Consider the following 25,766-nt stretch of genomic DNA (forward strand, 5'->3'; position numbering starts at 1 on the left):
GCAGCAGCCCTCTGGCGCGACATCGGAGGCGGGCGGGAACGCCCGGCAGTAACCGGTACGCCGAGCAGCAGTTGCAAGCACAGCAGTAACGGTCGACCCCTGCGGGAGGGACACAGTGGAGTCTGGCGCAGCGACGCGGGGCACTAAGACGCGTGCGAAAGGCGGACAGTCCCCGAGCAACCAGCGCAGGACGCGCGGAGGGACCACCACGGTGGACACGGCTTCCCTGGACCGGCTGCTGGTGGCCCTCGTGGCGATGCGCGACGGGAACTTCCGAAAGCGGCTGACGGTGTCCGGCGACGGCGTGATGTCGGAGATCGCCGCGGTTTTCAACGAGGTGGCCGACCGTAATCTCCACTTGACGGGTGAATTGTCACGCGTGCGGCGCATGGTGGGGCGTGAGGGAAAACTCACGGAGCGGCTGGAGGCAGGCGCCTCCGAGGGCTCCTGGGCGGCCGCCATCGACGCCTCGAACGCCCTGGTCGACGATCTCGTACGCCCTGTCTCCGAGGTCAGCCGGGTGCTGTCCGCGGTGGCGGAGGGCGATCTGTCGCCGCGTATGGAACTGCGGACGCAGGCGCCGGACGGGACCGGGCATCCGTTGCGCGGGGAGTTCCTGAAGGTCGGGCGGACCGTCAACAACCTGGTCGACCAGTTGTCGACGTTCACCGACGAGGTCACGCGGGTGGCCAGCGAGGTGGGCACGGAGGGCAAGCTGGGTGGACAGGCCCGGTTGCGCGGTATGTCGGGTTCATGGAAGGACCTGACCGAGTCCGTCAACACGATGGCGCACCGGCTGACGGCTCAGGTGCGGGACATCGCGCTGGTGACGACGGCGGTCGCCAAGGGTGACTTGTCCCGTAAGGTCACGGTTCACGTCGCCGGTGAGATGCTGGAGCTGAAGAACACCGTCAACACGATGGTGGACCAGCTGTCGTCGTTCTCCTCCGAGGTGACGCGCGTGGCGCGCGAGGTCGGTGTCGAGGGCGAGCTGGGCGGACAGGCGCAGGTGCCCGGGGTGGCCGGCGTGTGGAAGGACCTCACCGATTCGGTGAACCTGATGGCCGGCAATCTGACGGCCCAGGTGCGCGGCATCTCCCAGGTGACCACGGCCGTGGCCAGCGGTGACCTGTCGCAGAAGGTGACGGTCTCGGCGCGCGGCGAGGTCGCGCAGCTCGCCGACACGATCAACCAGATGACCGAGACGCTGCGGACCTTCGCCGACGAGGTCACACGCGTGGCCAACGAGGTCGGTGCCGAGGGACGGCTCGGCGGGCAGGCGAACGTGCCGGGCGCGGCGGGGACGTGGAAGGACCTCACCGATTCGGTGAACACGGTCTTCCGGAACCTCACCATCCAGGTGCGGGACATCGCCCAGGTGACGACGGCCGTGGCCAGTGGTGACCTGTCGCAGAAGGTCACCGTCGACGTGGCCGGCGAGATGCTGGAGCTGAAGAACACCGTCAACGGGATGGTGGACCAGCTGTCCGCGTTCGGTGCCGAGGTGACGCGGGTGGCGCGCGAGGTCGGTGTCGAGGGTGAGCTGGGTGGGCAGGCGCAGGTGTCCGGGGCCGCCGGTACGTGGAAGGACCTGACGGACTCCGTCAACACCGCGTTCCGGAATCTCACCGGACAGGTGAGGAACATCGCCCAGGTGACCACGGCGGTGGCCAACGGCGACCTGTCGCAGAAGGTCACCGTGGACGTCTCCGGCGAGATGCTCCAGCTGAAGAACACCGTGAACACGATGGTGGACCAGCTGTCGGCCTTCGCGGACCAGGTGACGCGGATGGCCCGGGACGTGGGCACCGAGGGACGTCTCGGCGGTCAGGCCGTGGTGCCGGGGGCGTCCGGTACGTGGAAGGAGCTCACCGACTCGGTCAACTTCATGGGCGGCAACCTCACCTCGCAGGTGCGGCAGATCGCGCAGGTGACGACGGCGGTGGCCCGCGGTGACCTGTCCCAGAAGATCGACGTCGACGCGCGTGGTGAGATCCTGGAGCTGAAGAACACCATCAACACGATGGTCGACCAGTTGTCCGCCTTCGCCGACCAGGTGACCCGGGTGGCCCGCGAGGTGGGTACGGAGGGCCGGCTCGGCGGCCAGGCGCAGGTGCCCGGTGTCGCCGGTGTGTGGCGTGACCTGACCGACTCGGTGAACGGAATGGCGTCCAACCTGACCGGTCAGGTGCGCAACATCGCGCAGGTGGCCACGGCGGTGGCCCGCGGTGACCTCTCGCAGAAGATCACGGTGGACGCGCGCGGCGAGATCCTGGAGCTGAAGAACACCCTCAACACGATGGTGGACCAGCTGTCGTCGTTCGCCGAGGAGGTCACCCGGGTGGCCCGTGAGGTGGGCACGGAGGGCATCCTCGGCGGTCAGGCGGAGGTGCAGGGTGTATCCGGCACCTGGAAGGACCTCACGCAGTCCGTGAACTTCATGGCGAACAACCTGACCATCCAGGTGCGCAACATCGCCGAGGTCACCACGGCCGTCGCCAAGGGCGACCTGTCGAAGAAGATCACCGTCGACGCGCGGGGCGAGATCCTCGAACTCGTCACCACCGTCAACACGATGGTGGACCAGCTGTCGTCGTTCGCCGAGCAGGTGACCCGGGTGGCCCGCGAGGTGGGCACCGAGGGCCAGCTGGGCGGTCAGGCGCGGGTGCCCGGTGTCACGGGCATCTGGAAGGACCTCAGCGACAACGTGAACCTGATGGCCAACAACCTGACCGTGCAGGTGCGCAACATCTCCCAGGTCGCGGCGGCGGTCGCCAACGGTGACCTGACCCGGACGGTGACCATCGAGGCGCGCGGTGAGGTCGCGCAGCTCGCGGACACCTTCAACACCATGGTGAAGACGCTGAGCTCGTTCGCCGACCAGGTCACCAAGGTGGCCCGCGAGGTTGGCACGGACGGAATCCTGGGCGGTCAGGCGCGGGTGCCGGGCGTGGCCGGTACCTGGAAGGACCTCACCGAGTCGGTGAACCAGATGGCGTCCAACCTGACCGGCCAGGTGCGCAACATCGCCATGGTGACGACCGCCATCGCCAAGGGCGACCTGACGAAGAAGATCGACATCGACGCTCGGGGAGAGATCCTCGAGCTCAAGACGACGATCAACACGATGGTGGACCAGCTGTCCTCGTTCGCCGAGGAGGTCACCCGGGTCGCCCGCGAGGTGGGCACGGAAGGCCAGCTGGGCGGTCAGGCACGGGTGCGGGACGTCGACGGCACCTGGCGCGACCTCACCGAGTCGGTGAACGAGATGGCCGGGAACCTGACCCGGCAGGTGCGAGCCATCGCGCGCGTGGCGACCGCGGTGACCCGCGGCGACCTGAACCTGAAGATCGACGTGGACGCGTCCGGGGAGATCCAGGAGCTCCAGGACTACATCAACAAGATGATCGCCAATCTGCGTGACACCACGATCGCCAACAAGGAGCAGGACTGGCTCAAGGGCAACCTGGCCCGTATCTCCGCGCTGATGCAGGGCCGCCGCGACCTCGCGGACGTGGCCTCGCTGATCATGAGTGAGCTGACGCCGGTGGTGTCCGCTCAGCACGGCGCGTTCTTCCTGGCGATGCCGTTGCTCGACGGCAAGGAGATGAGCGCCGAGAGCGAGGAGGCGTACGAGCTGCGCATGCTCGGGTCGTACGGCTACTCGATGGGATCCATGCCGACCTCGTTCCGGCCGGGTGAGGCGCTGATCGGGACGGCCGCCCAGGAGAAGCGCACGATCCTCGTGGAGAACGCGCCCAGCGGCTATCTGAAGATCTCCTCCGGGCTCGGAGAGGCACCGCCGGCGCAAGTGATCGTCCTCCCGGTGCTGTTCGAGGGCAAGGTGCTCGGGGTCATCGAGCTGGCCTCCTTCACCCCCTTCACGCAGATCCAGAAGGACTTCCTCAACCAGATCGCCGAGATGATCGCGACCAGCGTCAACACCATCTCCGTCAACACCAAGACCGAGGTGCTGCTGAAGCAGTCGCAGGAGCTGACCGAGCAACTGCGGGAGCGGTCGGCCGAGTTGGAGAACCGGCAGAAGGCCCTCCAGGCGTCCAACGCCGAACTGGAGGAGAAGGCGGAGCTGCTGGCCCAGCAGAACCGTGACATCGAGGTCAAGAACACCGAGATCGAGGAGGCGCGGCAGGTCCTGGAGGAGCGCGCCGAGCAGCTCGCCGTGTCGATGCGCTACAAGAGCGAGTTCCTCGCCAACATGTCGCACGAACTGCGGACGCCGCTCAACTCGTTGCTGATCCTGGCCAAGCTGCTCGCCGACAACGCGGAGGGCAACCTCTCCCCGAAGCAGGTCGAGTTCGCCGAAACGATCCACGGTGCCGGTTCCGACCTGCTCCAGCTGATCAACGACATCCTGGACCTGTCGAAGGTCGAGGCGGGCAAGATGGACGTCTCGCCGACGCGTATCGCGCTGGTCCAGCTGGTGGACTACGTGGAGGCCACCTTCCGTCCGCTGACCGCGGAGAAGGGTCTCGACCTGTCGGTGCGGGTGTCACCGGAGCTGCCGGCCACGCTGCACACCGACGAGCAGCGGCTGCTCCAGGTGCTGCGCAACCTGCTGTCCAACGCGGTGAAGTTCACCGACTCCGGGGCCGTCGAGCTGGTGATCCGGCCCGCCGGCCGGGATGCGCCGGCGGCGATCCGGGAGCAGCTGCTGGAGACCGGTTCGCTGCGCGACCCGAGCGCCGACCTGATCGCGTTCTCGGTGACGGACACCGGTATCGGGATCGCGGCCAGCAAGATGCGGGTGATCTTCGAGGCGTTCAAGCAGGCGGACGGGACGACGAGCCGCAAGTACGGCGGTACCGGACTCGGGCTGTCGATCTCGAGGGAGATCGCCCAGTTGCTCGGCGGCGAGATCTACGCCCAGAGCGAGCCGGGCCGCGGATCGACGTTCACGCTGTACCTGCCGCTGCACCCGAGCGAGTTGCCTCCGCAGGGCTACCACCAGCTCGCGCCCGCCCTGGAAGCCGGCGACCTGGTGTCCGCCTCGGGGAGGCAGGGGCCGACGGAGCTGTCCGACGCGGAGGCCGAGACGCCGGCCGAGGTGACGTCGTACCGGGAGACGCAGAACGGCCCCGCCGCGCTCTTCCGGCGCCGCCGCCGGCCCGTACAGGAGATCGAACAGCGGCACGCGCAGCTGGATGGGTGGCCGACGGCCGCGGAGCAGGAGTCGACGACGCCCAAGCCGCGCCGCGGCATCCGGTTCGGCGGGGAGAAGGTGCTGATCGTCGACGACGACATCCGCAACGTGTTCGCGCTGACCAGCGTCCTCGAACAGCACGGCCTGTCCGTGCTGTACGCCGAGAACGGCCGCGAGGGCATCGAGGTCCTCGAGCAGCACGACGACGTGGCGGTCGTCCTGATGGACATCATGATGCCCGAGATGGACGGGTACGCGACGACCACGGCGATCCGCCGGATGCCGCAGTTCGCCGGGCTGCCGATCATCGCGCTGACCGCGAAGGCGATGAAGGGCGACCGGGAGAAGGCGATCGAGTCGGGCGCCTCCGACTACGTCACCAAGCCGGTCGACCCCGATCACCTGCTGGCGGTGATGGAACAGTGGATGCGGGGAGAGTGACGGTAACGGTCGGGCTTTGTTCAGGCTTTGTGTCGATGTGGCGGGAACCTTCGACGGGTGAGCGGAGTTGCTGACTGTGGGTGGCGGAGGTCGTGTAGAAGTACGGGATTCGGGGAACCTTCTGGTCTCCCACCGCGTTTCTGCTACGTGCACAGTGACATCGCGGTGACAGGGTGTGGCGACGGGCGGGGTGCGGCTACGATGACCGGCACAAGGACGGGCGGCGCAAGGGAGCCGTCCCCGGGGACGGCGCCGGAAGGCGCCACCCACAGTCCTGCGGACAGGGGAGGCCCCACGCCGGGGCGAGGAGGGCGGGCCATGGTGCAGAAGGCCAAGATCCTCCTGGTCGATGACCGGCCGGAGAATCTGCTGGCGCTGGAGGCCATCCTCTCCGCGCTCGATCAGACGCTGGTGCGGGCATCGTCCGGGGAGGAAGCGCTCAAAGCGCTGCTCACGGACGACTTCGCGGTCATTCTGCTGGACGTCCAGATGCCGGGCATGGACGGTTTCGAAACGGCCGCGCACATCAAGCGGCGGGAGCGGACCCGGGACATCCCGATCATCTTCCTCACCGCGATCAACCACGGACCGCACCACACCTTCCGCGGGTACGCGGCGGGCGCGGTCGACTACATCTCCAAGCCCTTCGATCCCTGGGTGCTGCGCGCGAAGGTCTCCGTCTTCGTCGAGCTGTACATGAAGAACTGCCAGCTGCGGGAGCAGGCCGCGCTGCTGCGGCTCCAGCTGGAGGGCGGTGGCGGCAAGGCCGCGGCCGGCGAGGCCAAGGAGCCCGCGGGCCTGCTCGCCGAACTGTCGGCGCGGCTCGCGGCCGTCGAGGAGCAGGCCGAGGCGCTGTCCAAGCAACTGGACGACGACTCCGCGGACGCGGCGGCGGTGGCCACGGCGGCCCATCTCGAACGCAAACTGACCGGCTTGCGACGCGCCCTGGACGCCCTGGAGCCGGGCACGGGGACCTCTTCCTCGGTGTCCTCGCCCAACTGACGCGCGCGGCGCGGGAACCCTCGCGCATGCCCCCGTTCGACTGTCGGCGTCGGCCCCGTACGACCGTCGACGTCGTCGGGACGTCCTTTCGCGGGCGGCGTGGCGGGTGAGCCGGCGTCAGTTCGACGCCTCAGCAAGAGCGACACGAACGGGTGAAGCGGTAAGCACACGTGTCCGCTGTCGTCTCCACCGGTAACCTCACACCTATGGCCTCACGTCCCTCCGCAGCCAAGAAGCCCGCCAAGAAGGCGGCCGCTCCCGCGAAGGCTCCGGCGAAGAAGGCCGTGGCGAAAAAGGCCCCCGCGAAGAAGGCGCCCGCCAAAAGGGCCACGGCGAGGAAGGCAGCGCCTGTCCGGCCGGCGCCCAGCCCCACCGGGGGCGTCTACCGGCTCGTGCGCGCCCTCTGGCTGGGTCTGGCGCACGCGGTCGGCGCGGTGTTCCGCGGGATAGGGCAGGGCGCGAAGAACCTCGACCCCGCCCACCGGAAGGACGGCGTGGCGCTGCTGCTGCTCGCACTCGGGCTGATCGTCGCCGCCGGTACCTGGTCCAACCTGCAAGGACCCGTCGGTGACCTCGTCGAGATGCTGGTCACCGGTGCCTTCGGCCGGCTCGACCTGCTGGTGCCGATACTGCTCACGGTCATCGCGGTCCGCTTCATCCGGCACCCGGAGCAGCCGGAGGCCAACGGGCGCATCGTGATCGGGCTGTCCGCGCTGGTCATCGGTGTGCTCGGCCAGGTCCACATCGCCTGCGGCTCGCCCGCCCGCAGCGTCGGCATGCAGGCGATAAGGGACGCCGGCGGCCTCATCGGCTGGGGTGCGGCGACCCCGTTGACGTACACCATGGGCGAGGTGCTCGCCGTACCGCTGCTCGTGCTGCTCACGGTCTTCGGACTGCTCGTCGTCACGGCGACCCCGGTCAACGCCATCCCACAGCGGCTGCGGTTGCTCGGTGTGAAGCTCGGCATCGTCCACGATCCCGTCCAGGACGAGTTCGTCGAGGACGAGCGGTACGACGACGAGCGCTACGAGGACCAGTGGCGCGAGGCGCTGCCCGCGCGCACCCGCAGACGCTCCCCCGCCCCGGCGGAGTACGACCCCGAGGGCGCGGAACAGGAGGCGCTCACCAGGCGCCGTGGCCGCCCCCGGCGTTCCGCCGTGCCGCAGCCCGACATGAACCGGCCGCGGGACGCCGTGGACGTCGCCGCGGCCGCCGCCGCCGCGCTCGACGGAGCGGTCCTGCACGGCATGCCGCCCTCGCCGATCGTCGCCGACCTCACCCAGGGCGTGAGCGCGGGGGACCGTGAGGAGACGACGCCCACGCCGACCTCCGTTCTGGCGCCGACCGCCAGGCCGCGACAGGAGAAGCTCGACACGCCCCGCAAGGGGGAGGTCCGGGACCTCACCAAGGCGCCGCCGAGCGCGCCGCGCGAGCTGCCGCCGCGCGCCGAGCAGCTCCAGCTCTCCGGTGACATCACCTACGCGCTGCCCTCGCTCGACCTCCTCACGCGCGGGGGCCCCGGCAAGGCGCGCAGCGCCGCCAACGACGCCGTGGTCGCCTCGCTCACCAACGTCTTCACCGAGTTCAAGGTCGACGCCGCCGTCACCGGCTTCACCCGCGGGCCGACGGTCACCCGCTACGAGGTGGAACTGGGCCCAGCCGTGAAGGTCGAGCGGATCACGGCGCTCGCGAAGAACATCGCGTACGCCGTCGCCAGCCCGGACGTGCGGATCATCAGCCCGATCCCCGGCAAGTCGGCCGTCGGCATCGAGATCCCGAACACCGACCGGGAGATGGTCAACCTCGGTGACGTGCTGCGGCTGGCCGAGTCCGCGGAGGACGACGACCCGATGCTGGTCGCCTTCGGCAAGGACGTCGAGGGCGGTTATGTCATGCACTCGCTGGCGAAGATGCCGCACATACTGGTCGCCGGCGCCACCGGGTCCGGCAAGTCGTCCTGCATCAACTGCCTGATCACGTCGATCATGATGCGGGCGACACCGGAGGACGTCCGGATGATCCTGGTCGACCCCAAGCGCGTCGAGCTGACCGCCTACGAGGGCATCCCACACCTGATCACGCCGATCATCACCAACCCCAAGCGGGCCGCCGAGGCGCTCCAGTGGGTCGTACGGGAGATGGACCTCCGGTACGACGACCTCGCCGCGTACGGCTACCGCCACATCGACGACTTCAACCGCGCGGTGCGCGAGGGCAAGGTCAAGCCTCCCGAGGGCAGCGAGCGCGAGCTCCAGCCGTACCCCTACCTGCTGGTGATCGTCGACGAGCTCGCCGACCTGATGATGGTCGCCCCGCGCGACGTCGAGGACTCCATCGTGCGCATCACGCAGCTCGCGCGCGCGGCCGGCATCCATCTGGTGCTCGCCACGCAGCGGCCGTCGGTGGACGTCGTCACCGGTCTGATCAAGGCGAACGTGCCCTCGCGGCTGGCCTTCGCCACCTCCTCGCTCGCCGACTCACGGGTCATCCTCGACCAGCCCGGGGCCGAGAAACTGATCGGCAAGGGTGACGGCCTGTTCCTGCCGATGGGGGCCAACAAGCCCACCCGTATGCAGGGCGCCTTCGTGACCGAGGAGGAGGTCGCGGTCGTCGTCCAGCACTGCAAGGACCAGATGGCGCCGGTCTTCCGGGAAGACGTCACCGTGGGCACCAAGCAGAAGAAGGAGATCGACGAGGAGATCGGCGACGATCTCGACCTGCTGTGCCAGGCGGCCGAGCTGGTGGTCTCCACGCAGTTCGGGTCCACGTCGATGCTTCAGCGCAAGCTGCGGGTCGGGTTCGCGAAGGCCGGCCGGCTCATGGACCTCATGGAGTCCCGGGGGATCGTCGGACCGAGCGAGGGCTCGAAGGCGCGTGACGTTCTTGTGAAGCCTGACGAGTTGGACGGCGTGCTCGCGGTGATCCGCGGGGAGGCTTAGAAAGAGCCCGAGCCGGGTGGTCGACCGTGACGCAGCCGTAAGGGATCATTGGGCAACCGTTTCCCATCCGCGTACGTCAAGTTGAGGGAAGCGACAAGCTGCTGCCCCACCATCGGCGTGTCCGGCCATACCGATGGCGTACAAAGTGCCACCGCCCGGTTGCCCCACCCTTTCGTACCCCCCCTAGACTGAACCCCCAGCACAGGCGGCTAAAACGCTCGAAAGGCGCCCCCGTGTCCCTCGGCAACTCCCCTGAAGACGAGCGTCCGTTCGAAGACGACCGTGAGGAAGCCCGCCTCTCGATCGGCCATGCCCTCCGGCAGGCCCGTATCGCTGCCGGGCTGACCGTCGACGACGTCAGTTCCGCCACCCGGGTGCGCATCACCATCGTGCACGCCATCGAGGCGGACGACTTCGGCCCGTGCGGCGGAGACGTATACGCCCGCGGGCACATCCGGACCCTGGCCAAGGCCGTCCGGCTCGACCCCGCCCCGCTGCTCGCCCAGTTCGACGACGCCCACGGCGGCCGCCCCGCCCCGACGCCGGCCGCACCCCTGTTCGAGGCGGAACGCATCCGTCCGGAGCGGCGCGGGCCCAACTGGACCGCGGCCATGGTGGCCGCGATCGTCGCCGTCGTCGGGTTCGTCGCGTTCACCGCGTTCAAGGGCGACAGCGACTCGGGTTCGACGAAGCTCGCCGAGGGCTCCCAGCCCTCGGCCAGCACCACCGCATCGCCCACCCCGAAGAACGACAAGCCCGAGGACCCGAAGCCGGAACCCTCGGACAGCGCCATCGCCGCCGCGCCGCTGGACAAGGTGACCGTCCAGGTCAGCGCCACCGACGGGAAGAGCTGGATCTCGGCCAAGGACCACAACGGCCGGCTCCTGTTCGACGGGTTCCTCGAGCAGGGCGAGTCCAGGACCTTCCAGGACAGCGAGAAGGTCAACCTCGTCCTCGGCGACGCGGGCGCGATCCAGCTGTATGTGAACGGCAAGAAGATCGACGACGACTTCCAGCCCGGGGCCGTCGAGCGGCTCACGTACACCAAGGGCGACCCTCAGGTCGGTTAGGACCAGCCGTGCGTCGACGGGGCCGGCCGTGATCGGCCAACCCCGTCGACGTGGGGTGTCAGCGGGACGAAGTAGTCTTGAGCCCATGCCTGAACGCCGTACCGTCGCACTCGTCACCCTTGGCTGCGCCCGTAACGAGGTGGACTCGGAGGAGCTCGCAGGCCGCTTGGAGGCGGACGGCTGGGCCCTCGTGGAGGACGCCGCGAACGCGGACGTCGCGGTCGTCAACACGTGCGGCTTCGTCGAGGCCGCCAAGAAGGACTCCGTCGACGCCCTTCTGGAGGCCAACGACCTCAAGGGCCACGGCAGAACGCAGGCCGTCGTGGCGGTGGGCTGCATGGCCGAGCGGTACGGCAAGGATCTCGCCGAGGCGCTCCCCGAGGCCGACGGCGTGCTCGGCTTCGACGACTACGCCGATATCTCGGACCGCCTGCAGACCATCCTGAACGGCGGCATCCACGCCTCGCACACCCCGCGCGACCGGCGCAAGCTGCTCCCGATCAGCCCCGCCGAGCGGCAGGACTCGGCGGCGTCCGTCGCTCTGCCGGGGCACGGGCCGGGCGCTCCGGAGGCCGAGGTCGCTCCCGCGGACCTTCCGGAGGGGCTCGCTCCGGCCTCCGGCCCCCGCGCACCCCTGCGCCGCCGCCTGGGCGGCGCCCCGGTCGCCTCGGTGAAGCTGGCCTCCGGCTGCGACCGGCGCTGCACCTTCTGCGCCATTCCCTCCTTCCGCGGTTCGTTCATCTCGCGGCGCCCCTCGGACGTCCTGAACGAAACGCGGTGGCTGGCCGAGCAGGGCGTCAAGGAGATCATGCTGGTCTCCGAGAACAACACCTCGTACGGCAAGGACCTCGGCGACATCCGCCTGCTGGAGTCCCTGCTGCCGGAGCTCGCCGAGGTCGACGGCATCGAGCGGGTGCGCGTCAGCTACCTCCAGCCGGCCGAGATGCGGCCCGGGCTGATCGAGGTCCTGACGTCGACGCCGAAGGTGGCGCCCTACTTCGACCTGTCCTTCCAGCACTCCGCGCCCGGCGTGCTCCGCGCGATGCGGCGCTTCGGCGACACCGACCGCTTCCTGGAGCTGCTCGACACCATCCGGAGCAAGGCACCGCAGGCGGGAGTGCGCTCCAACTTCATCGTGGGCTTCCCCGGCGAGACCGAGGACGACCTGGCCGAGCTGGAGCGCTTCCTGGACGGCGCGAGGCTGGATGCCATCGGTGTCTTCGGGTACTCCGACGAGGAGGGCACGGAAGCGGCGACGTACGACAACAAGCTGCACGAGGACGTCGTCGCCGAGCGGCTCGCCCGGGTCTCCCGGCTGGCCGAGGAGCTCGTCTCGCAGCGGTCCGAGGAGCGCGTGGGCGAGACCGTGCACGTGCTCGTGGAGTCCGTGGACGACGAGGGCGTGCACGGCCGTGGCGAGCACCAGGCGCCCGAGACGGACGGCCAGGTGCTGCTCACGAGCGGCGAAGGACTGAGCGTCGGTCGTATGGTCGAGGCGAAGGTGGTGGGCACGGAAGGTGTCGACCTGGTCGCCGAGCCGCTGCAGGGCTCGCTCGCGTGTAGTGAGGAGGCGGGCAGATGACCGGAGTCCCGGCGTCCGCACCGGGTGGCCCCGCCGCCCAGGGCGCGGCCGCGGGTGCGGCGGCTCCGGGTGCGGCGTCCGCGTCCGGTGAAGCCCCCGACGCCGTCTCCGGTTTCTCCGGTGCCGCTGCCCCCGGTGTACCCGCAGCGCCCGCTGTGTCGTCCGGTGTGACCGGCGGTCCGGGTGCTCCCGGTGTCTCGGAGGCTTCCCGGGCCCCCGGTGCCGAGTCGGGTGCGAAGTCCGCGCGAGGCGGGAAACTGGCGGCGGCGGCCGTCAACGAGGCCAGCGTCTGGAACATCGCCAATCTGCTGACCATGCTCCGGCTGCTCCTCGTGCCCGGCTTCGTCGCGCTGATGCTGGCCGAGGGCGGGTACGACCCGGCGTGGCGCTCGCTCGCCTGGGCGGCCTTCGCCATCGCCATGATCACCGACCTGTTCGACGGGCATCTGGCCCGCACGTACAACCTCGTCACCGACTTCGGGAAGATCGCCGACCCCATCGCCGACAAAGCGATCATGGGGGCGGCGCTGATCTGTCTGTCGTCGCTCGGTGATCTGCCGTGGTGGGTGACGGGCGTCATCCTCGGCCGGGAACTCGGGATCACGCTGCTGCGTTTTCTCGTCATCCGGTACGGCGTCATCCCGGCGAGCCGCGGGGGCAAGCTGAAGACACTCATCCAGGGCGTGGCGGTCGGGATGTACGTCCTGGCGCTGACGGGGTGGCTGGCCACCCTGAGGTTCTGGGTGATGGCCGCGGCGGTCGTGCTGACTGTGCTGACCGGGCTCGACTATGTGAGACAAGCCATTGTGCTGCGCCGGCAGGGAATCGCCGAGCGCAAGGCGGCGTTGGAGGAGACGGAAGCGTGAGTTCCCCGGCCACCGAAGTGGTACGACTACTCACGGTGAGGGGCGAGACGCTCGCTGTCGCCGAGTCGCTCACCGGAGGGCTGGTCGCGGCCGAGATCACGGCGGTCCCCGGAGCGTCCCGGGCCTTCCGTGGTTCGGTGACCGCCTATGCCACCGAGCTCAAGCACCGGCTGCTGGGTGTCGACGCCACCCTGCTGGCGGCGAACGGGGCCGTGGACCCGCAGGTCGCGGCCCAGATGGCGGCCGGAGTGCGGAAAGCTCTCGGCGCCGACTGGGGCATCGCGACCACCGGAGTCGCCGGCCCCGAACCGCAGGACGGCCGGCCCGTCGGAACGGTCTTCGTGGCGGTCGACGGGCCGACGGCACCGGATTCCGGGGTATCGGGTGGCGAGAAAGTGACCGCGCTGCGGTTGAACGGCGACCGTGCGGAAATTCGTATGGAGAGTGTACGGAGCGTACTCGCACTGCTCCTGGAGGGGCTGGCGAGCGAACAGACCGGAAATGAGCGGGCACAGGATACGGAACGGAACGGGGGGTTTTGATGTTTGCAGCCCTGAGTGAACACGACATCGCTCCCCGCACGGCCGCGGCGCAAGGCGGTACGGTGGGGCGAGAAGGATGCGGCTACGCGGTCCGAGGAGGGAGCCACCGATGATTCTGCTCCGTCGCCTGCTGGGTGACGTGCTGCGTCGGCAGCGCCAGCGCCAGGGCCGTACTCTGCGCGAAGTCTCCTCGTCCGCCCGAGTCTCACTCGGCTATCTCTCCGAGGTGGAGCGGGGGCAGAAGGAGGCTTCCTCCGAGCTGCTCTCCGCCATCTGCGACGCGCTGGACGTACGGATGTCCGAGCTCATGCGGGAAGTGAGCGACGAACTCGCCCTCGCCGAGCTGGCCCAGTCCGCTGCGGCCACCCCCAGCGAACCTGTCACCACGCAGGTCCGCCCGATGCTGGGTTCCGTCTCGGTGACCGGTGTGCCACCGGAACGGGTGACCATCAAGGCGCCCGCCGAAGCGGTGGACGTGGTTGCCGCGTGATGTCACACGCGCGTGGTGCGTGAACTGACGACGCACTGAAGAAGTGTGCGAGGCCCCGGCCGGGGCCTCTTCGGACGACCTGGGAACAGGTGATCTGGAGAGGCGCAGGCCGGGGCTTTCGTGCATCGTGGACCAGTGCGACCGCGTGGCCGCCTGCGACCGTGTGCCGTCGGTGCGCCCTCCCCGCGGGTGAGGACGGCGGTCTGGCGTCGGGCTGGAGGTGTGGTGGTACATGGCACGGCGGCCGACAGCGTGCTGGGGGGCTCGGGGGTGCCGGAGGGCCTGGGGTGGCTCCTGGCGCGTCTTGGGGGCGTGTCTGGGGCTTGGCGTGCTGTGGTGGTGGGCTGTGCTGCGGCTCGCGCTGTCGTCGGGCGCCGGGGTGCTGGAAGGGGCGGTCGCGGCCGGGGGGTGGGGGCTGAGTCTGCTGCCGGTGCACTGCGTGCCGAAGGCGCGGGCCGTCGGGGCGGTCGCCACGGGGAGGTGGGCGCTGGCCTGGCGCGGGGTGGGGGAGCGGGCGGAGGTGTGGGGCGGGGGTGGTGCGGAGGTGGCGGGTGGCGACGCCGCGGAAGCGGCGGGTGACGGCACTTCGGGTGCGATGGAAGAGGGGGGTGGTGTCGGGGGTGCGCCGGGTGGGCTTGGGGGCCGGAAGTGAGGGGCTGGGTCTGGATGGAGACGCTCCGTGGGGCTTCCGCGGTAGCGGAGCCCGCTACCAGGGCATGGCCACCCCGCCGTTCGGGCGGAGGATCTGGCCCGTTGTGAACGCCGAGGCGTCGGAGGCCAGGTAGAGCACGGCGTGGGCGATGTCCTCCGGTTCGCCGACCCGGCCCAGAGGGGACATCCGGGCCATCAGCGCCTCGGTGCGCGCCTGCGCCTCGGTGTCATGGCGGTCGGTCATGGGGGTGCGGATCCAGCCGGGGGCGACCGCGTTGACGCGGATGCCGTGCCGGCCGACCTCGGTCGCCAGCGTCTTCGTCAACTGGACGACGGCCGCCTTGCTCGCGCCGTAGCAGAGCAGGCCTCGGCCTCCGGTGTCCACGGCGCCCGACGCCATGGTGACGATGCTGCCCCTGACATCCCGGGCGAGCATCAGACGGGCGGCTTCCTGGCAGGCGTACAGGACGCCCTTGAAGTTGACGTTCAGCACCCGGTCGAGGTCCTCGTCCCGGGTCTCCAGCACCGGGCTGCTGTGCATGATCCCGGCGATGGCGGCCATCACGTCCAGGCTTCCGCAGGAGGAGACGGCCCGGCCGAGCTGGTCGCGGTCGGCGACGTCGACGTGGTGGGTGTGGGAGATGCCACCGGCGCCCTTGATGCTTCTCGCCGTCTCCTCCAGGCCGGAGGCGTCGAGGTCCGCGCAGTGCACGACGGCACCGGCCTGGGCCAGCAGGACGGCCGAGGCGCGGCCGATTCCGCCGGCGGCGCCGGTGACGAAGGCGGTGCGTCCGGTGAGGTCGTACGCGCTGACGGCCATGAGGGGACCGTACGAGCATTTCTGACGGTCCGTCAATTGTTGGGAAGGGTCAGTCGTACGGGACTGTGCGGGGCCGGGCCCGGATCGCTCGGCGGGTGCCCGGCGCCGGGGCGGGGCCCGGCTGGCAGGTCGGGCACCAGTACGTGGGGCGTTCGCGGGAGCCGTCGCCCTGGTCGGCCACGCGGATGGGCGTGTGGCAGCGGAGGCAGGGGCGGGGTGCGCGGCCGTACACGAACAGGTCCTGGCCGCGGCGGCCCGTCGTGGCGCGGATCGGGCGGTCCCGGTTGACCTCCAGGAGTTTCTTGGCGAGGACGGGCAGGTGCGCGGCGCGGTCGTCGGGGAGGGCGCCGACGGGCAGCCACGGGGTGACGCCGAGGAGGAAGCAGAGTTCGCACTTGTAGACGTTGCCGATGCCGGCGAGGTTGCGCTGGTCGAGCAGGGCCTCGCCGAGGGGGCGGGCGGGGTCGGCGAGGAGGTTGGCCAGGGCCTGGTCCGGGTCCCAGTCGGGGCCCAGGAGGTCGGGGCCGAGGTGCCCCACGGCTCGGTGTTCGTCGGTGGTGCGCAGGAGTTCCAGCACGGGGAGGCGGTAGCCGACCGCCGTGCGGTCGACGGTGCCGAGGATGGCGCGGATCTGGTGCGCGGGGCCGCCGGTCCAGCGCTGGTCGGCGGCGTACACCTTCCAGGAGCCGTCCATCCGCAGGTGCGTATGGAGGGTCAGGCCGCCCTCGACGCGGGTGAGGAGGTGCTTGCCGCGCGGGGTGACGTCCAGGACGGTGCGTCCGGTGAGGTCGGCGGTGGCGTACTTGGGCACCCGGAGGTCGCTGCGGGTCAGCACCTTGCCGGCGAGGGCGGTGTGCAACCGCCTCGCGGCCTGCCAGACCGTGTCACCTTCGGGCATGGGTCAAGGGTGGCACGAGGTGGAGTGGACGGGGGTGGTACGGGCTGGGGTGCCACGGGCGGGGGCGGGCTCGGGGGCACGGATCTTGGTGGCAGGGGGATGGGGTGGTACGGGCGGGCGGTGTGTCGTGGGGTGGCTCGAACGCGGTGGCAGGGGAGGCGTGACCTGGACGGTGGGGGCGTGGGCTCGGGTGGGGTGGGTGAGTGCGGTCGGCTGGGGTGCCACGGGCGGGGGCCGAGTCGGGGGCACGGACCTTGGTGGCAGGGGGATGGGGTGGTACGGGCGGGCGGTGTGTCGTGGGGTGGCTCGAACGCGGTGGCAGGGGAGGCGTGACCTGGACGGTGGGGGCGTGGGCTCGGGTGGGGGCGTAGGGCATGGGTGACGGCTTGCTGGTTCATGCTCGGAGGCGGAGGCCGCGGGGGGTGGCGATGAAACCCGTGCCTTCCAGGAGGGTGCCGATGGGGGAGGTCAGGGCAGAGGCGCCGTTGACGCGCTCCACGGTGACCGTGCCGAGGGAGCCGGCTTTGGCGGCCGCGGCGAGGGACTCCGCGGCGGCGCGCAGGCGGGGGTCGTCGGCTGCGGTGCCGTCGGGGTGGGCGGGCCAGGCCAGCAGGGTCTTGCCACCGCGCTCCATGTAGAGCGTCAGCTCGCCGTCGACGAGCACCACCAGGGAGCCCGCCTTACGGCCCGGCTTGTGGCCGGCGCCGGTCGGGGGCTCCGGCCAGGGGAGGGCGGCGCCGTACGCGTTCGCCGGATCGGCGGCGGCGAGGACCACAGCCCGGGAGTCGGGGGCGGGGCGGCGGCCGGGGGTGCCTGGGGCCTCGTACGGGCCGAAGCCGGAACGGGAACCGAGGCCTGGAGCGCTGCCCGTGTCCGGGCCGGTCGGTGGGGTGAGGTCGCGGGGGGAGGTCCACTCGCTGCGCGAGGTGGGGGAGGGGAAGGGGGGCCAGCCGGCGCCGAAGGCGGGATCGGCGGGGGTGGTACGGCCGGGGGTCGGGTTCTGTCCGTCGGTGGCGAAAGGGTCGGGTGCGGCGAAGGCGTCCGGGGAGAGGTCGGGGAGGGGGCCGAAGCTGTCGGGGGTGACGTCGGCGTACGGGGCCGCGGAAGCGTCGGACGCGGCGCCGGTGTGCCGGGCGAAGCCCTCGGTGGCGGCGCCGGTGTGGCGGTCGGGGCCGTTGGGGGTGGCACCTGGGCGGGGAGGACTGCCGTCGGGCGTGTTGTCCGCTTGGGGGGTGAAGCCGTCGGCCTGGGGTGGCGGCAGGCTTTCGCCGCGGTCGCGGGCGTTGGCCACCGCGCGGAGGCGGTCGACCGCTCCGTCCATCGCGAACTGGGCGGCGCCGAGTCCCTCCACCACGTAGCCGCGGCGTGCCTGGCCGCTGTCCTCGAAGGCGGACAGGATGCGATACACGGCGGAGAAGCCTCCTTCCACGCCCTCCGCGGAGACCGCTCCACGGGTCACCACGCCGTGCCGGTCGAGGAGGACGCGGGCGAGGGCGTGGGCGCGGACCGTGGGGTCGGCCCCGCGGTCCGGGAGCAGGGACCAGCGGCCGGCGACGGTCGGTGGCCCGCTGCGGGACGCGGGGCGGGCGGCGGCGGTCAGCGAGCCGTAGCGCCCGCGCGGGATGGTGCGCTTGGCGCGGTGGGCGGTGGACCCCGCGGTGCGGCCCGAGCCGAGCAGGGAACGCAGGGGAGCCAGCGTGTCGTTCGTGAGCCGGCCGGACCAGGCCAGGTCCCAGAGGACGTCGGCCAGTTGGGGATCCGTGACGTCGGGGTGGGTGGTGGCGCGGACCTGGTCGGCGATCTGACGGAAGAACAGGCCGTAACCGCCCGAGAGGGCGTCCAGGACGGACTGGTGAAGCGCCGTCAGTTCCAGGGGATGGGGCGGCGGCAGGAGCAGCGGGGCGGCATCGGCCAGGTAGAGGGAGACCCAGCCGTCCTTGCCGGGGAGGGAGCCGGCTCCGGCCCAGACGACCTCTCCGGCGGCGGTGAGCTCGTCGAGCATCGCGGGCGTGTAGTGCGCGACACGGGACGGCAGGACGAGTTTCTCCAGGGCGGACGCGGGCACGGACGCGCCCTGCAACTGCTCCACGGCCCGCACCAGTCCGTCGATACCGCGGAGACCGTGGCCCTTGCCGATGTGCTGCCACTGGGGGAGGAACTGGGCGAGGGCGGGCGGAGGCACCGGTTCCAGTTCGTGGCGCAGGGCCGCGAGGGAACGGCGGCGAAGGCGGCGCAGGACGGTCGCGTCGCACCACTCCTGGCCGATGCCGGCCGGATGGAACTCACCCTGCACGACCCTGCCGCTCGCCGAGAGTCGCTGGAGGGCGCCCTCGGTGACAGCCACGCCCAGGCCGAAGCGGTCCGCGGCCATGGCCGATGTGAACGGGCCGTGGGTGCGGGCATAGCGCGCGAGGAGGTCGCCCAGCGGATCCTTGACGGGCTCCATGAACGCCTCGGGTACGCCGACCGGCAGGGCGGTGCCGAGCGCGTCACGCAGACGGCCCGCGTCCTCGATCGTCGCCCAGTGGTCGGCGCCGGCGAGCCGGACCCGGATCACGCGACGGGCGGCGGCCAGCTCCTGGGCCCACTGGGGCTCGGCGCCCCGCTCGGCCAGTTCGGCGGCCGTGAGCGGGCCGAGCACGCGCAGGATGTCGGCGACCCCCTCGGCGTCCTTGACACGACGGTCCTCGGTGAGCCACTGGAGCTCCTGCTCCAGCTCGGTCAGCACCTCGGCGTCGAGCAGCTCGCGCAGCTCCGCCTGGCCGAGCAGCTCGGCCAGCAGCCGCGAGTCCAGGGAGAGAGCGGCGGCACGACGCTCGGCGAGCGGCGAGTCCCCCTCGTACAGGAACTGGGCGACGTACCCGAAGAGGAGGGAGCGGGCGAAGGGGGACGGCTCGGGGGTGGTGACCTCGACCAGGCGCACCTTGCGGGACTCCAGGTCGCCCATCAGCTCGACCAGGCCCGGGACGTCGAAGACGTCCTGAAGGCACTCGCGGACGGCTTCCAGGACGATCGGGAACGAGCCGAACTCGCTGGCCACCTGGAGCAGTTGGGCGGCGCGCTGGCGCTGCTGCCAGAGCGGGGTGCGCTTGCCGGGGTTGCGGCGCGGCAGCAGCAGCGCGCGGGCGGCGCACTCGCGGAAGCGGGACGCGAACAGGGCCGAGCCGCCGACCTGGTCGGTGACGACCTGGTCGACCTCGCCCTTGTCGAACACGACGTCCGCCGCGCCGACGGGCGCCTGCTCGGCGTCGAACGCCGTACCGGCCTTCATCGGCTCCTGGTCGAGCAGGTCCAGGCCCATGAGGTCGGCGTCGGGCAGCCGGAGGACGATGCCGTCGTCGGCGTGCATGACCTGGGCGTCCATGCCGTAGCGCTCGGAGAGCTTGGCGCCGAGGGCCAGCGCCCACGGGGCGTGCACCTGGGCACCGAAGGGGGAGTGGACGACGACCCGCCAGTCGCCGAGTTCGTCGCGGAAGCGCTCCACGACGATCGTGCGGTCGTCCGGGATGTGTCCGCACGCCTCCCGCTGCTCGGCCAGGTAGGACAGCACGTTGTCCGCGGCCCACGTGTCGAGGCCCGCGGCGAGCAGGCGCAGCCGGGCGTCCTCCTTGGAGAGGGAGCCCACCTCGCGCAGGAACGCGCCCACCGCGCGGCCCAGTTCGAGTGGGCGGCCCAGCTGATCGCCCTTCCAGAAGGGGAGCCTGCCGGGGACACCGGGCGCGGGAGTGACCAGCACCCGGTCGCGGGTGATGTCTTCGATGCGCCAGGAGCTGGTACCGAGGGTGAAGACGTCGCCGACCCGGGACTCGTAGACCATCTCCTCGTCGAGTTCGCCGACCCGGCCGCCGCCCTTCTTCGGGTCGGAGCCGACCAGGAAGACCCCGAACAGGCCGCGGTCGGGGATCGTGCCGCCGGAGGTGACGGCGAGGCGCTGGGCGCCGGGGCGGCCGGTGATCGTCCCGGCCACCCGGTCCCACACCACGCGCGGGCGCAGTTCCGCGAAGGCGTCGGACGGGTAGCGGCCGGCGAGCATGTCGAGGACGGCGGTGAAGGCGGACTCGGGCAGCGAGGCGAAGGGGGCGGCCCGGCGGACCATGGCGAGCAGGTCGTCCAGCTGCCAGGTGTCCATCGAGGTCATGGCGACGATCTGCTGGGCGAGGACGTCCAGGGGGTTGGCGGGGACCCTCAGCGACTCGATGGAACCGGTGCGCATACGTTCGGTGACGACCGCCGCCTGCACCAGGTCGCCGCGGTACTTCGGGAAGACCACGCCGGTGGAGACGGCCCCGACCTGGTGTCCCGCCCGGCCGACGCGCTGGAGGCCGGAGGCCACGGAGGGCGGGGACTCGACCTGGATGACCAGGTCGACCGCGCCCATGTCGATGCCGAGTTCGAGGCTGGAGGTGGCCACGACGGCGGGGAGCCGGCCGGCCTTCAGGTCCTCCTCGACGAGGGCACGCTGCTCCTTGGAGACCGAGCCGTGGTGGGCGCGGGCGATGACCTGGGGCGCGCCCTGGGCCGCGCCCGAGCCGCCCATCAGTTCGGCGGGGGCGTGGTGTTCGTCCAGGGGGCGGCCGGTGGCCCGTTCGTAGGCGATCTCGTTGAGCCGGTTGCACAGCCGTTCGGCGAGGCGGCGGGAGTTGGCGAACACGATCGTCGAGCGGTGGGACTGGACCAGGTCGGTGATCCGCTCCTCGACGTGCGGCCAGATCGACGGGCGCTCCGCGCCTTCCGAGCCGTCGGCGACCGGGGAACCGCCCAGTTCGCCGAGGTCCTCGACGGGGACGACGACGGAGAGGTCGAACTCCTTGCCGGACTTCGGCTGGACGATCTCCACCTTGCGGCGGGGCGAGAGGTAGCGGGCGACCTCGTCGACCGGGCGGACCGTCGCGGAGAGACCGATGCGGCGGGCCGGCCTCGGCAGGAGTTCGTCCAGGCGCTCCAGGGAGAGGGCCAGGTGAGCGCCACGCTTGGTGCCGGCGACGGCGTGCACCTCGTCGAGGATCACTGTTTCGATGCCGGTCAGCGCCTCGCGGGTGGCCGAGGTCAGCATCAGGAACAGGGACTCCGGGGTGGTGATCAGGATGTCGGGGGGACGGGTGGACAGGGCGCGCCGCTCGGCGGCGGGGGTGTCGCCGGAACGGATGCCGACCTTGATCTCCGGCTCGGGCAGGCCCCGGCGTACGGATTCCTGGCGGATGCCGGTGAGGGGGCTGCGGAGGTTGCGCTCCACGTCGACGGCGAGGGCCTTGAGCGGGGAGACGTACAGGACGCGGCAGCGCTTCCTCGGGTCCGCGGGTGGGGGTGTGGAGGCGAGCTGGTCGAGGGCGGCGAGGAAGGCGGCCAGGGTCTTGCCGGAGCCGGTGGGGGCTACGACCAGCACGTCCGAGCCCGCTGCGATGGCCTGCCACGCGCCGGTCTGGGCGGCGGTGGGCGCGTCGAAGGCGCCCGTGAACCAGCCGCGGGTCGCGGGGGAGAAGCCGTCCAGGGCTCGGTGTGCGGAGCTGACCATGTGTCCATCCTGCACCTCGGCACTGACAATGGCTGTGACCTGCGGGGATGTAGGCGCCGACGACCGTGCGCCCGGCCCATGTCGCAGGGCGGGATGCGCGGTCGTCGGCGGTGCGCCGGCTGCGGTGTGTGGGCGGCTGGGCCCCGTGGGAGTGCGTGCGGGGCGTGGGGCGCTGGGTCGCGTGGGGGTGCCTGCCGGTCGTGGGGGTGGGATGCCGCGGCGGCCTGTGCGGGTGCCTTGGGGTGCGTGTACGCGTAGCGCGTTCGGTTCGGTGGGGCAGGGCCGCGCCGGGGTCGGTTCGGTGGGGGTCGGGGCGGAGCCTGGGTCGGTTCGGTTGGGGGGCGGGGCCGCGCCGGGGGTGTCGGTCCTCGGTCGGGCGCGGAATCGGTTGGTCACCGACTGGACCGCGTTGACGCGCCGTCCGCTGCGGGCGGGCACGCCCCGGCACGTCACCTTCCCGCAGTCGGCGGCCGGCCCGCTCCGCGGGCGCGTACCGGAGGGCGGACAATGAGGTCATGGCGGGTTCGGGTGAGCTGGCGCGGCACTGGCGGTACGCCGAGTTGCCCGGGGTCGATCTGTTGCGGGCGCGGTATGTGCGCAAGACCTTCGTGCGGCACACCCATGAGCAGTTCGTCATCGCCGCCATCGCCGACGGGGTCGAGGTCTTCCATCATCGTGGGGCCGATCAGTACGCGGGGGCAGGGGCGCTGGCACTGGTCAATCCGGATACGGCGCACACGGGGCGGGCCGGAGTGCCTGAGGGGTGGCGGTACGGGGCGGTGTATCCGTCGCCGGAGCTGGTGGCGGAGATCGCCGCCGAGACCACGGTGATCCGGGGGACGCCAGGGTTCGTCCGGCCGGTGCTGGACGATCCGTACGCCGTGGGGCTGGTGCACCAGGTGCTGCGGGCCGCGGAGGAGGGGCACGCGCTGGCCGCCGACACGTTGCTGCGGGTCGCCGTGACGCGGCTGCTGCGCCTGAACGGTGGGCCGCTGCCGCAGCGCGACGTGCGGACCGCGGGTGCCCAGGTCGCGGCACGCGCGCGGGCCGTGCTGGAGGAGCGGCTGCTCGAGCCGCCGACGCTGGAGCGGCTGGCCAGGGATCTGGGGACCGGTCCGTTCGCGTTGCTGCGGGCGTTCCGGGAGGCGTACGGGATGCCGCCGCATGCCTGGCTGACCGATGCGCGGGTGCGGCGGGCGAGGCGGCTGCTGGACGCGGGGACCACACCCGCGGAGGCGGCCGTCGCGGTGGGTTTCACGGACCAACCGCACCTGAACCGGCACTTCACGCGGATCGTGGGTGTGCCTCCAGGGGCGTACCGACGGGAGCGCAAGAACGTACAAGACGCGCGGCGGCGGCCGCTCTACCGTCCGGTGGGTGACACAACGGACAGCTCTCGCAGACATACATGACGGTGACACCAGGCCCGACTCCGCCGTCGTCAGGGACGCCCTCGGGGTGGGGGTGGCCGTGGGACTCTCCGGGTTCGCCTTCGGGGTGACCTCGGCGGGGAGCGGGCTCACGCTGTCGCAGACCTGTGCGCTCAGCCTCCTGGTGTTCACGGGCGCGTCGCAGTTCGCCTTGGTGGGGGCGATCGCGGCGGGCGGGAATCCGCTGACCGCTGCCGCCGGGGCCTTCTTCCTCGGCGTGCGCAACGCCTTCTACGGGTTGCGTTTGTCGCAGTTGCTCGCCCTCCCGCGCGCGGTGCGGCCGTTCGCCGCCCAGTGGGTCATCGACGAGACGGCGGCGGTGGCGCTGGCTCAGCCCACGCGGCGGAGCGTGCGGATCGGGTTCACCGTCACGGGGCTCAGCCTGTATGTGCTGTGGAACCTCACCACACTGCTCGGTGCGATGGGTGCCGAGGCCATCGGGGACACCGACGCCTGGGGCCTGGACGCCGCCGGGCCCGCCGTCTTCCTGGCGTTGCTGGCGCCCATGCTGAAGACCGGGGTCGAGCGCGCGGTCGCCGGGCTCGCGGTGCTGCTGGGGCTCGGTCTGCTGCCCGTACTGCCCGCCGGGGTGCCGGTCCTGGCGGCTGGGCTCGCGGCACCGGTCGTGCTGTGGGCGGAGGGGCGTCGTAGGGGCGCCGGTGACCGTGGCGACGGTCAGGAGGGCGACCGGTGAACGTCTGGATCGCGATCGGAGTGACCGCGCTCGGGTGCTACCTCGTCAAGCTCGTCGGGCTGCTCGTGCCCGCCGGTGTCCTTGAGCGGCCTCTCGTGAGGCGGCTCGCCGCGCTGCTGCCCGTGGCGCTGCTGGCCGCTCTCACGGCCCAGCAGACGTTCGCCGACGGGCGCGAGCCGGCGATCGACGCACGGGCAGCGGGAGTCGCCGCTGCCGCGGTGGCGCTGGTTCTGCGGGCGCCCTTCCTGGTCGTCGTGGCGGCCGCGGTGGGGGTGACCGCCGGGGTACGGGCGATGGGCGGGTGATCCGCCGCCCGCGCGGGTCCGCCCGGTCGCACGGGCCGCCCGCGCAGGGCTCCTCGGGCGGCATGTGACAGGGCAGGACCGCGGGGCGCCGGGTGCGGTGCTCGGAGCCACGTGGTGGGGCGACCGTGTTCGCAGTGCTGATGCGCGGGGCGCGGACGACTGACGGGAATCGTGCGGGTGGCCTCGCCCCGGAGGGCCGAGCGGAGTGTGGCAGGAGCAGGAGCAGGAGCAGGAGCAGGAGCAGGAGCAGGAGCAGGAGCAGGACCGCAGGGTGCCGGGTGCGGTGCTCGGAGCCGCGTGGTGGGGCGACCGTGTTCGCAGTGCTGATGCGCGGGGCGCGGACGACCGGCCGGACTCGTTAGGTGCCTCGGTCCGGCGGCAGTGGGTCCTCAGCGCAGGGGACGGCCGTAGGCCCTCAGGGTGCGCAGTGCCTCGATCGTCAGCATGGGGCGGGCCTCCAGCGCCGTCCCCGGAGCCCACTGGCGCCAGCGGATCGGCCAGCCGCCGTCCTCCTGCTGCGCGCCGGCCAGGAAGTCCAGGGAGCGGACCATCTCGTCGTCCGTGAACCACGCGCGCGCGAGCGAGTCCGGCGTCCTCGCGTAGTCGTGCGGGAAGTGGTGCTCCCCGGGCGCGTAGCCGGGCGCGACCGGGTACGCCTCCAGGCGGTCCGGTTCCAGCGCCGCGAGCCGCTGCTCCCGTACGAGACGGCCCAGACGGTCGGCGACCGCCTCCGCGCGCGGGCGGTCGGGAGCGGAGTCCAGGAAGGCCACGGCGGCCCGGATCTCGTACGGGTGGGACTGTTCCAGGGACTCGGCCGACTGCCAGCAGAAGTCCGTGGCCCTGAACATCCAGGCGTGCCACACCTGGTTGCGGTGCAGCAGCCCCACCACCGGTCCGGTGGCGAGGAGTTCACTCGGCGGGTCGTCCGGGATCGGGATGAACGGGGCCGCCGGATAGCCGCGCTGACTGGGGTGAATCGCCGGCAGGGCGCCGTCCGGGGTGGTCACCGAGGTCAGATAGCGGCACACGCGCTCCACGCGTTGTCCGCCGCAGCGTCCGATGGCGTCCAGCACACCCAGGGCGTGGGCGGTGTGCAGCGGCTGGCTGACCGGGCCGCGCAGATCGGGCTCCAGCGCGTGGCCGTATCCGCCGTCCGCGTTGCGGTAGGCGTCCAGCGCGGTCTCCACCGGGTCGGAGTCGGCGCCCAGGAAGTGGTACGCGAAAAGACGCTGCTCCAGCACGCGCGCGGTGAGCCAGACGAAGGACTCGGCGCGGGCGAGCGGGGAGTGCGCCGGGGGCGTCTGGGGGAGTGGGGAAGCTCCTGTTTCGGCCATGCGTCAGACCGTAGGACGAAAAGCGGTCT

The 25,766-nt window shown here is 71.5% G+C and carries 15 protein-coding genes; 11 read left to right on the top strand and 4 right to left on the bottom strand.

Features of this window, described 5'->3' with window-relative positions:
- Nucleotides 1-115: 115 nt before the first annotated feature.
- From QQS16_RS29560 to QQS16_RS29595, 8 genes are all read left to right on the top strand, one after another.
- Nucleotides 116-5,602 (top strand): HAMP domain-containing protein, encoded by a 5,487-nt coding sequence (locus QQS16_RS29560; RefSeq protein WP_286065092.1) that lies wholly within the window; start codon nucleotides 116-118, stop codon nucleotides 5,600-5,602.
- Between the two features lie 318 nt (nucleotides 5,603-5,920).
- Entirely contained in the window at nucleotides 5,921-6,604 is a 684-nt protein-coding gene (locus QQS16_RS29565) for a response regulator (protein WP_286065093.1), read from the top strand.
- 206 nt (nucleotides 6,605-6,810) lie between these two features.
- Nucleotides 6,811-9,543, top strand: a complete 2,733-nt coding sequence (locus tag QQS16_RS29570; RefSeq protein WP_286065094.1) for a DNA translocase FtsK — start codon at nucleotides 6,811-6,813, stop codon at nucleotides 9,541-9,543.
- 233 nt (nucleotides 9,544-9,776) lie between these two features.
- Nucleotides 9,777-10,613 (top strand): helix-turn-helix domain-containing protein, encoded by an 837-nt coding sequence (locus QQS16_RS29575; protein ID WP_286065095.1) that lies wholly within the window; start codon nucleotides 9,777-9,779, stop codon nucleotides 10,611-10,613.
- Nucleotides 10,614-10,698: 85 nt separating this feature from the next.
- Nucleotides 10,699-12,195: a 30S ribosomal protein S12 methylthiotransferase RimO gene (rimO, locus tag QQS16_RS29580; RefSeq protein ID WP_286065096.1), complete on the top strand. Its 1,497-nt coding sequence runs from the start codon at nucleotides 10,699-10,701 to the stop codon at nucleotides 12,193-12,195.
- Nucleotides 12,192-13,061, top strand: coding sequence for a CDP-diacylglycerol--glycerol-3-phosphate 3-phosphatidyltransferase (gene pgsA / locus QQS16_RS29585; RefSeq protein WP_286065097.1), 870 nt, complete (start codon nucleotides 12,192-12,194; stop codon nucleotides 13,059-13,061). The genes rimO and pgsA overlap by 4 nt, the downstream gene beginning before the upstream one ends.
- Nucleotides 13,058-13,603: a CinA family protein gene (locus QQS16_RS29590; RefSeq protein WP_286065098.1), complete on the top strand. Its 546-nt coding sequence runs from the start codon at nucleotides 13,058-13,060 to the stop codon at nucleotides 13,601-13,603. The genes pgsA and QQS16_RS29590 overlap by 4 nt, the downstream gene beginning before the upstream one ends.
- A 109-nt stretch (nucleotides 13,604-13,712) precedes the next feature.
- Complete coding sequence (locus QQS16_RS29595; protein WP_286065099.1) at nucleotides 13,713-14,093, top strand: helix-turn-helix domain-containing protein; 381 nt, start codon at nucleotides 13,713-13,715, stop codon at nucleotides 14,091-14,093.
- Nucleotides 14,094-14,799: 706 nt separating this feature from the next.
- Here QQS16_RS29595 and QQS16_RS29605 read toward each other — a convergent pair.
- From QQS16_RS29605 to QQS16_RS29615, 3 genes are all read right to left on the bottom strand, one after another.
- Nucleotides 14,800-15,564, bottom strand: coding sequence for an SDR family NAD(P)-dependent oxidoreductase (locus QQS16_RS29605; protein WP_286065101.1), 765 nt, complete (start codon nucleotides 15,562-15,564; stop codon nucleotides 14,800-14,802).
- Nucleotides 15,565-15,613: 49 nt separating this feature from the next.
- On the bottom strand, nucleotides 15,614-16,462 hold the full coding sequence (locus tag QQS16_RS29610) for an Fpg/Nei family DNA glycosylase (protein WP_286065102.1): 849 nt from the start codon (nucleotides 16,460-16,462) through the stop codon (nucleotides 15,614-15,616).
- Nucleotides 16,463-16,856: 394 nt separating this feature from the next.
- The gene (locus QQS16_RS29615; protein ID WP_286065103.1) at nucleotides 16,857-21,974 is read right to left on the bottom strand and encodes an ATP-dependent helicase; all 5,118 of its coding nucleotides are present in this window, start codon (nucleotides 21,972-21,974) and stop codon (nucleotides 16,857-16,859) included.
- Between the two features lie 515 nt (nucleotides 21,975-22,489).
- Between QQS16_RS29615 and QQS16_RS29620 the strand changes: the two genes are divergently transcribed.
- Genes QQS16_RS29620 through QQS16_RS29630 form a run of 3 tightly spaced genes read left to right on the top strand, consistent with a single transcriptional unit; the run spans nucleotide 22,490 to nucleotide 24,403 of the window.
- On the top strand, nucleotides 22,490-23,386 hold the full coding sequence (locus QQS16_RS29620; protein ID WP_286065104.1) for an AraC family transcriptional regulator: 897 nt from the start codon (nucleotides 22,490-22,492) through the stop codon (nucleotides 23,384-23,386).
- Nucleotides 23,352-24,098, top strand: coding sequence for an AzlC family ABC transporter permease (locus tag QQS16_RS29625; protein ID WP_286065105.1), 747 nt, complete (start codon nucleotides 23,352-23,354; stop codon nucleotides 24,096-24,098). The genes QQS16_RS29620 and QQS16_RS29625 overlap by 35 nt, the downstream gene beginning before the upstream one ends.
- Complete coding sequence (locus tag QQS16_RS29630) at nucleotides 24,095-24,403, top strand: AzlD domain-containing protein (protein ID WP_286065106.1); 309 nt, start codon at nucleotides 24,095-24,097, stop codon at nucleotides 24,401-24,403. Before QQS16_RS29625 ends, QQS16_RS29630 begins: the two co-directional genes overlap by 4 nt.
- Before the next feature lie 389 nt (nucleotides 24,404-24,792).
- Here the strand turns inward: QQS16_RS29630 and QQS16_RS29635 are convergent, their stop codons facing one another.
- Nucleotides 24,793-25,737: a hypothetical protein gene (locus tag QQS16_RS29635; RefSeq protein ID WP_286065107.1), complete on the bottom strand. Its 945-nt coding sequence runs from the start codon at nucleotides 25,735-25,737 to the stop codon at nucleotides 24,793-24,795.
- Between the last annotated feature and the right edge of the window lie 29 nt (nucleotides 25,738-25,766).

The sequence above is a fragment of the Streptomyces sp. ALI-76-A genome (genome assembly GCF_030287445.1).
Lineage (GTDB): Bacteria > Actinomycetota > Actinomycetes > Streptomycetales > Streptomycetaceae > Streptomyces.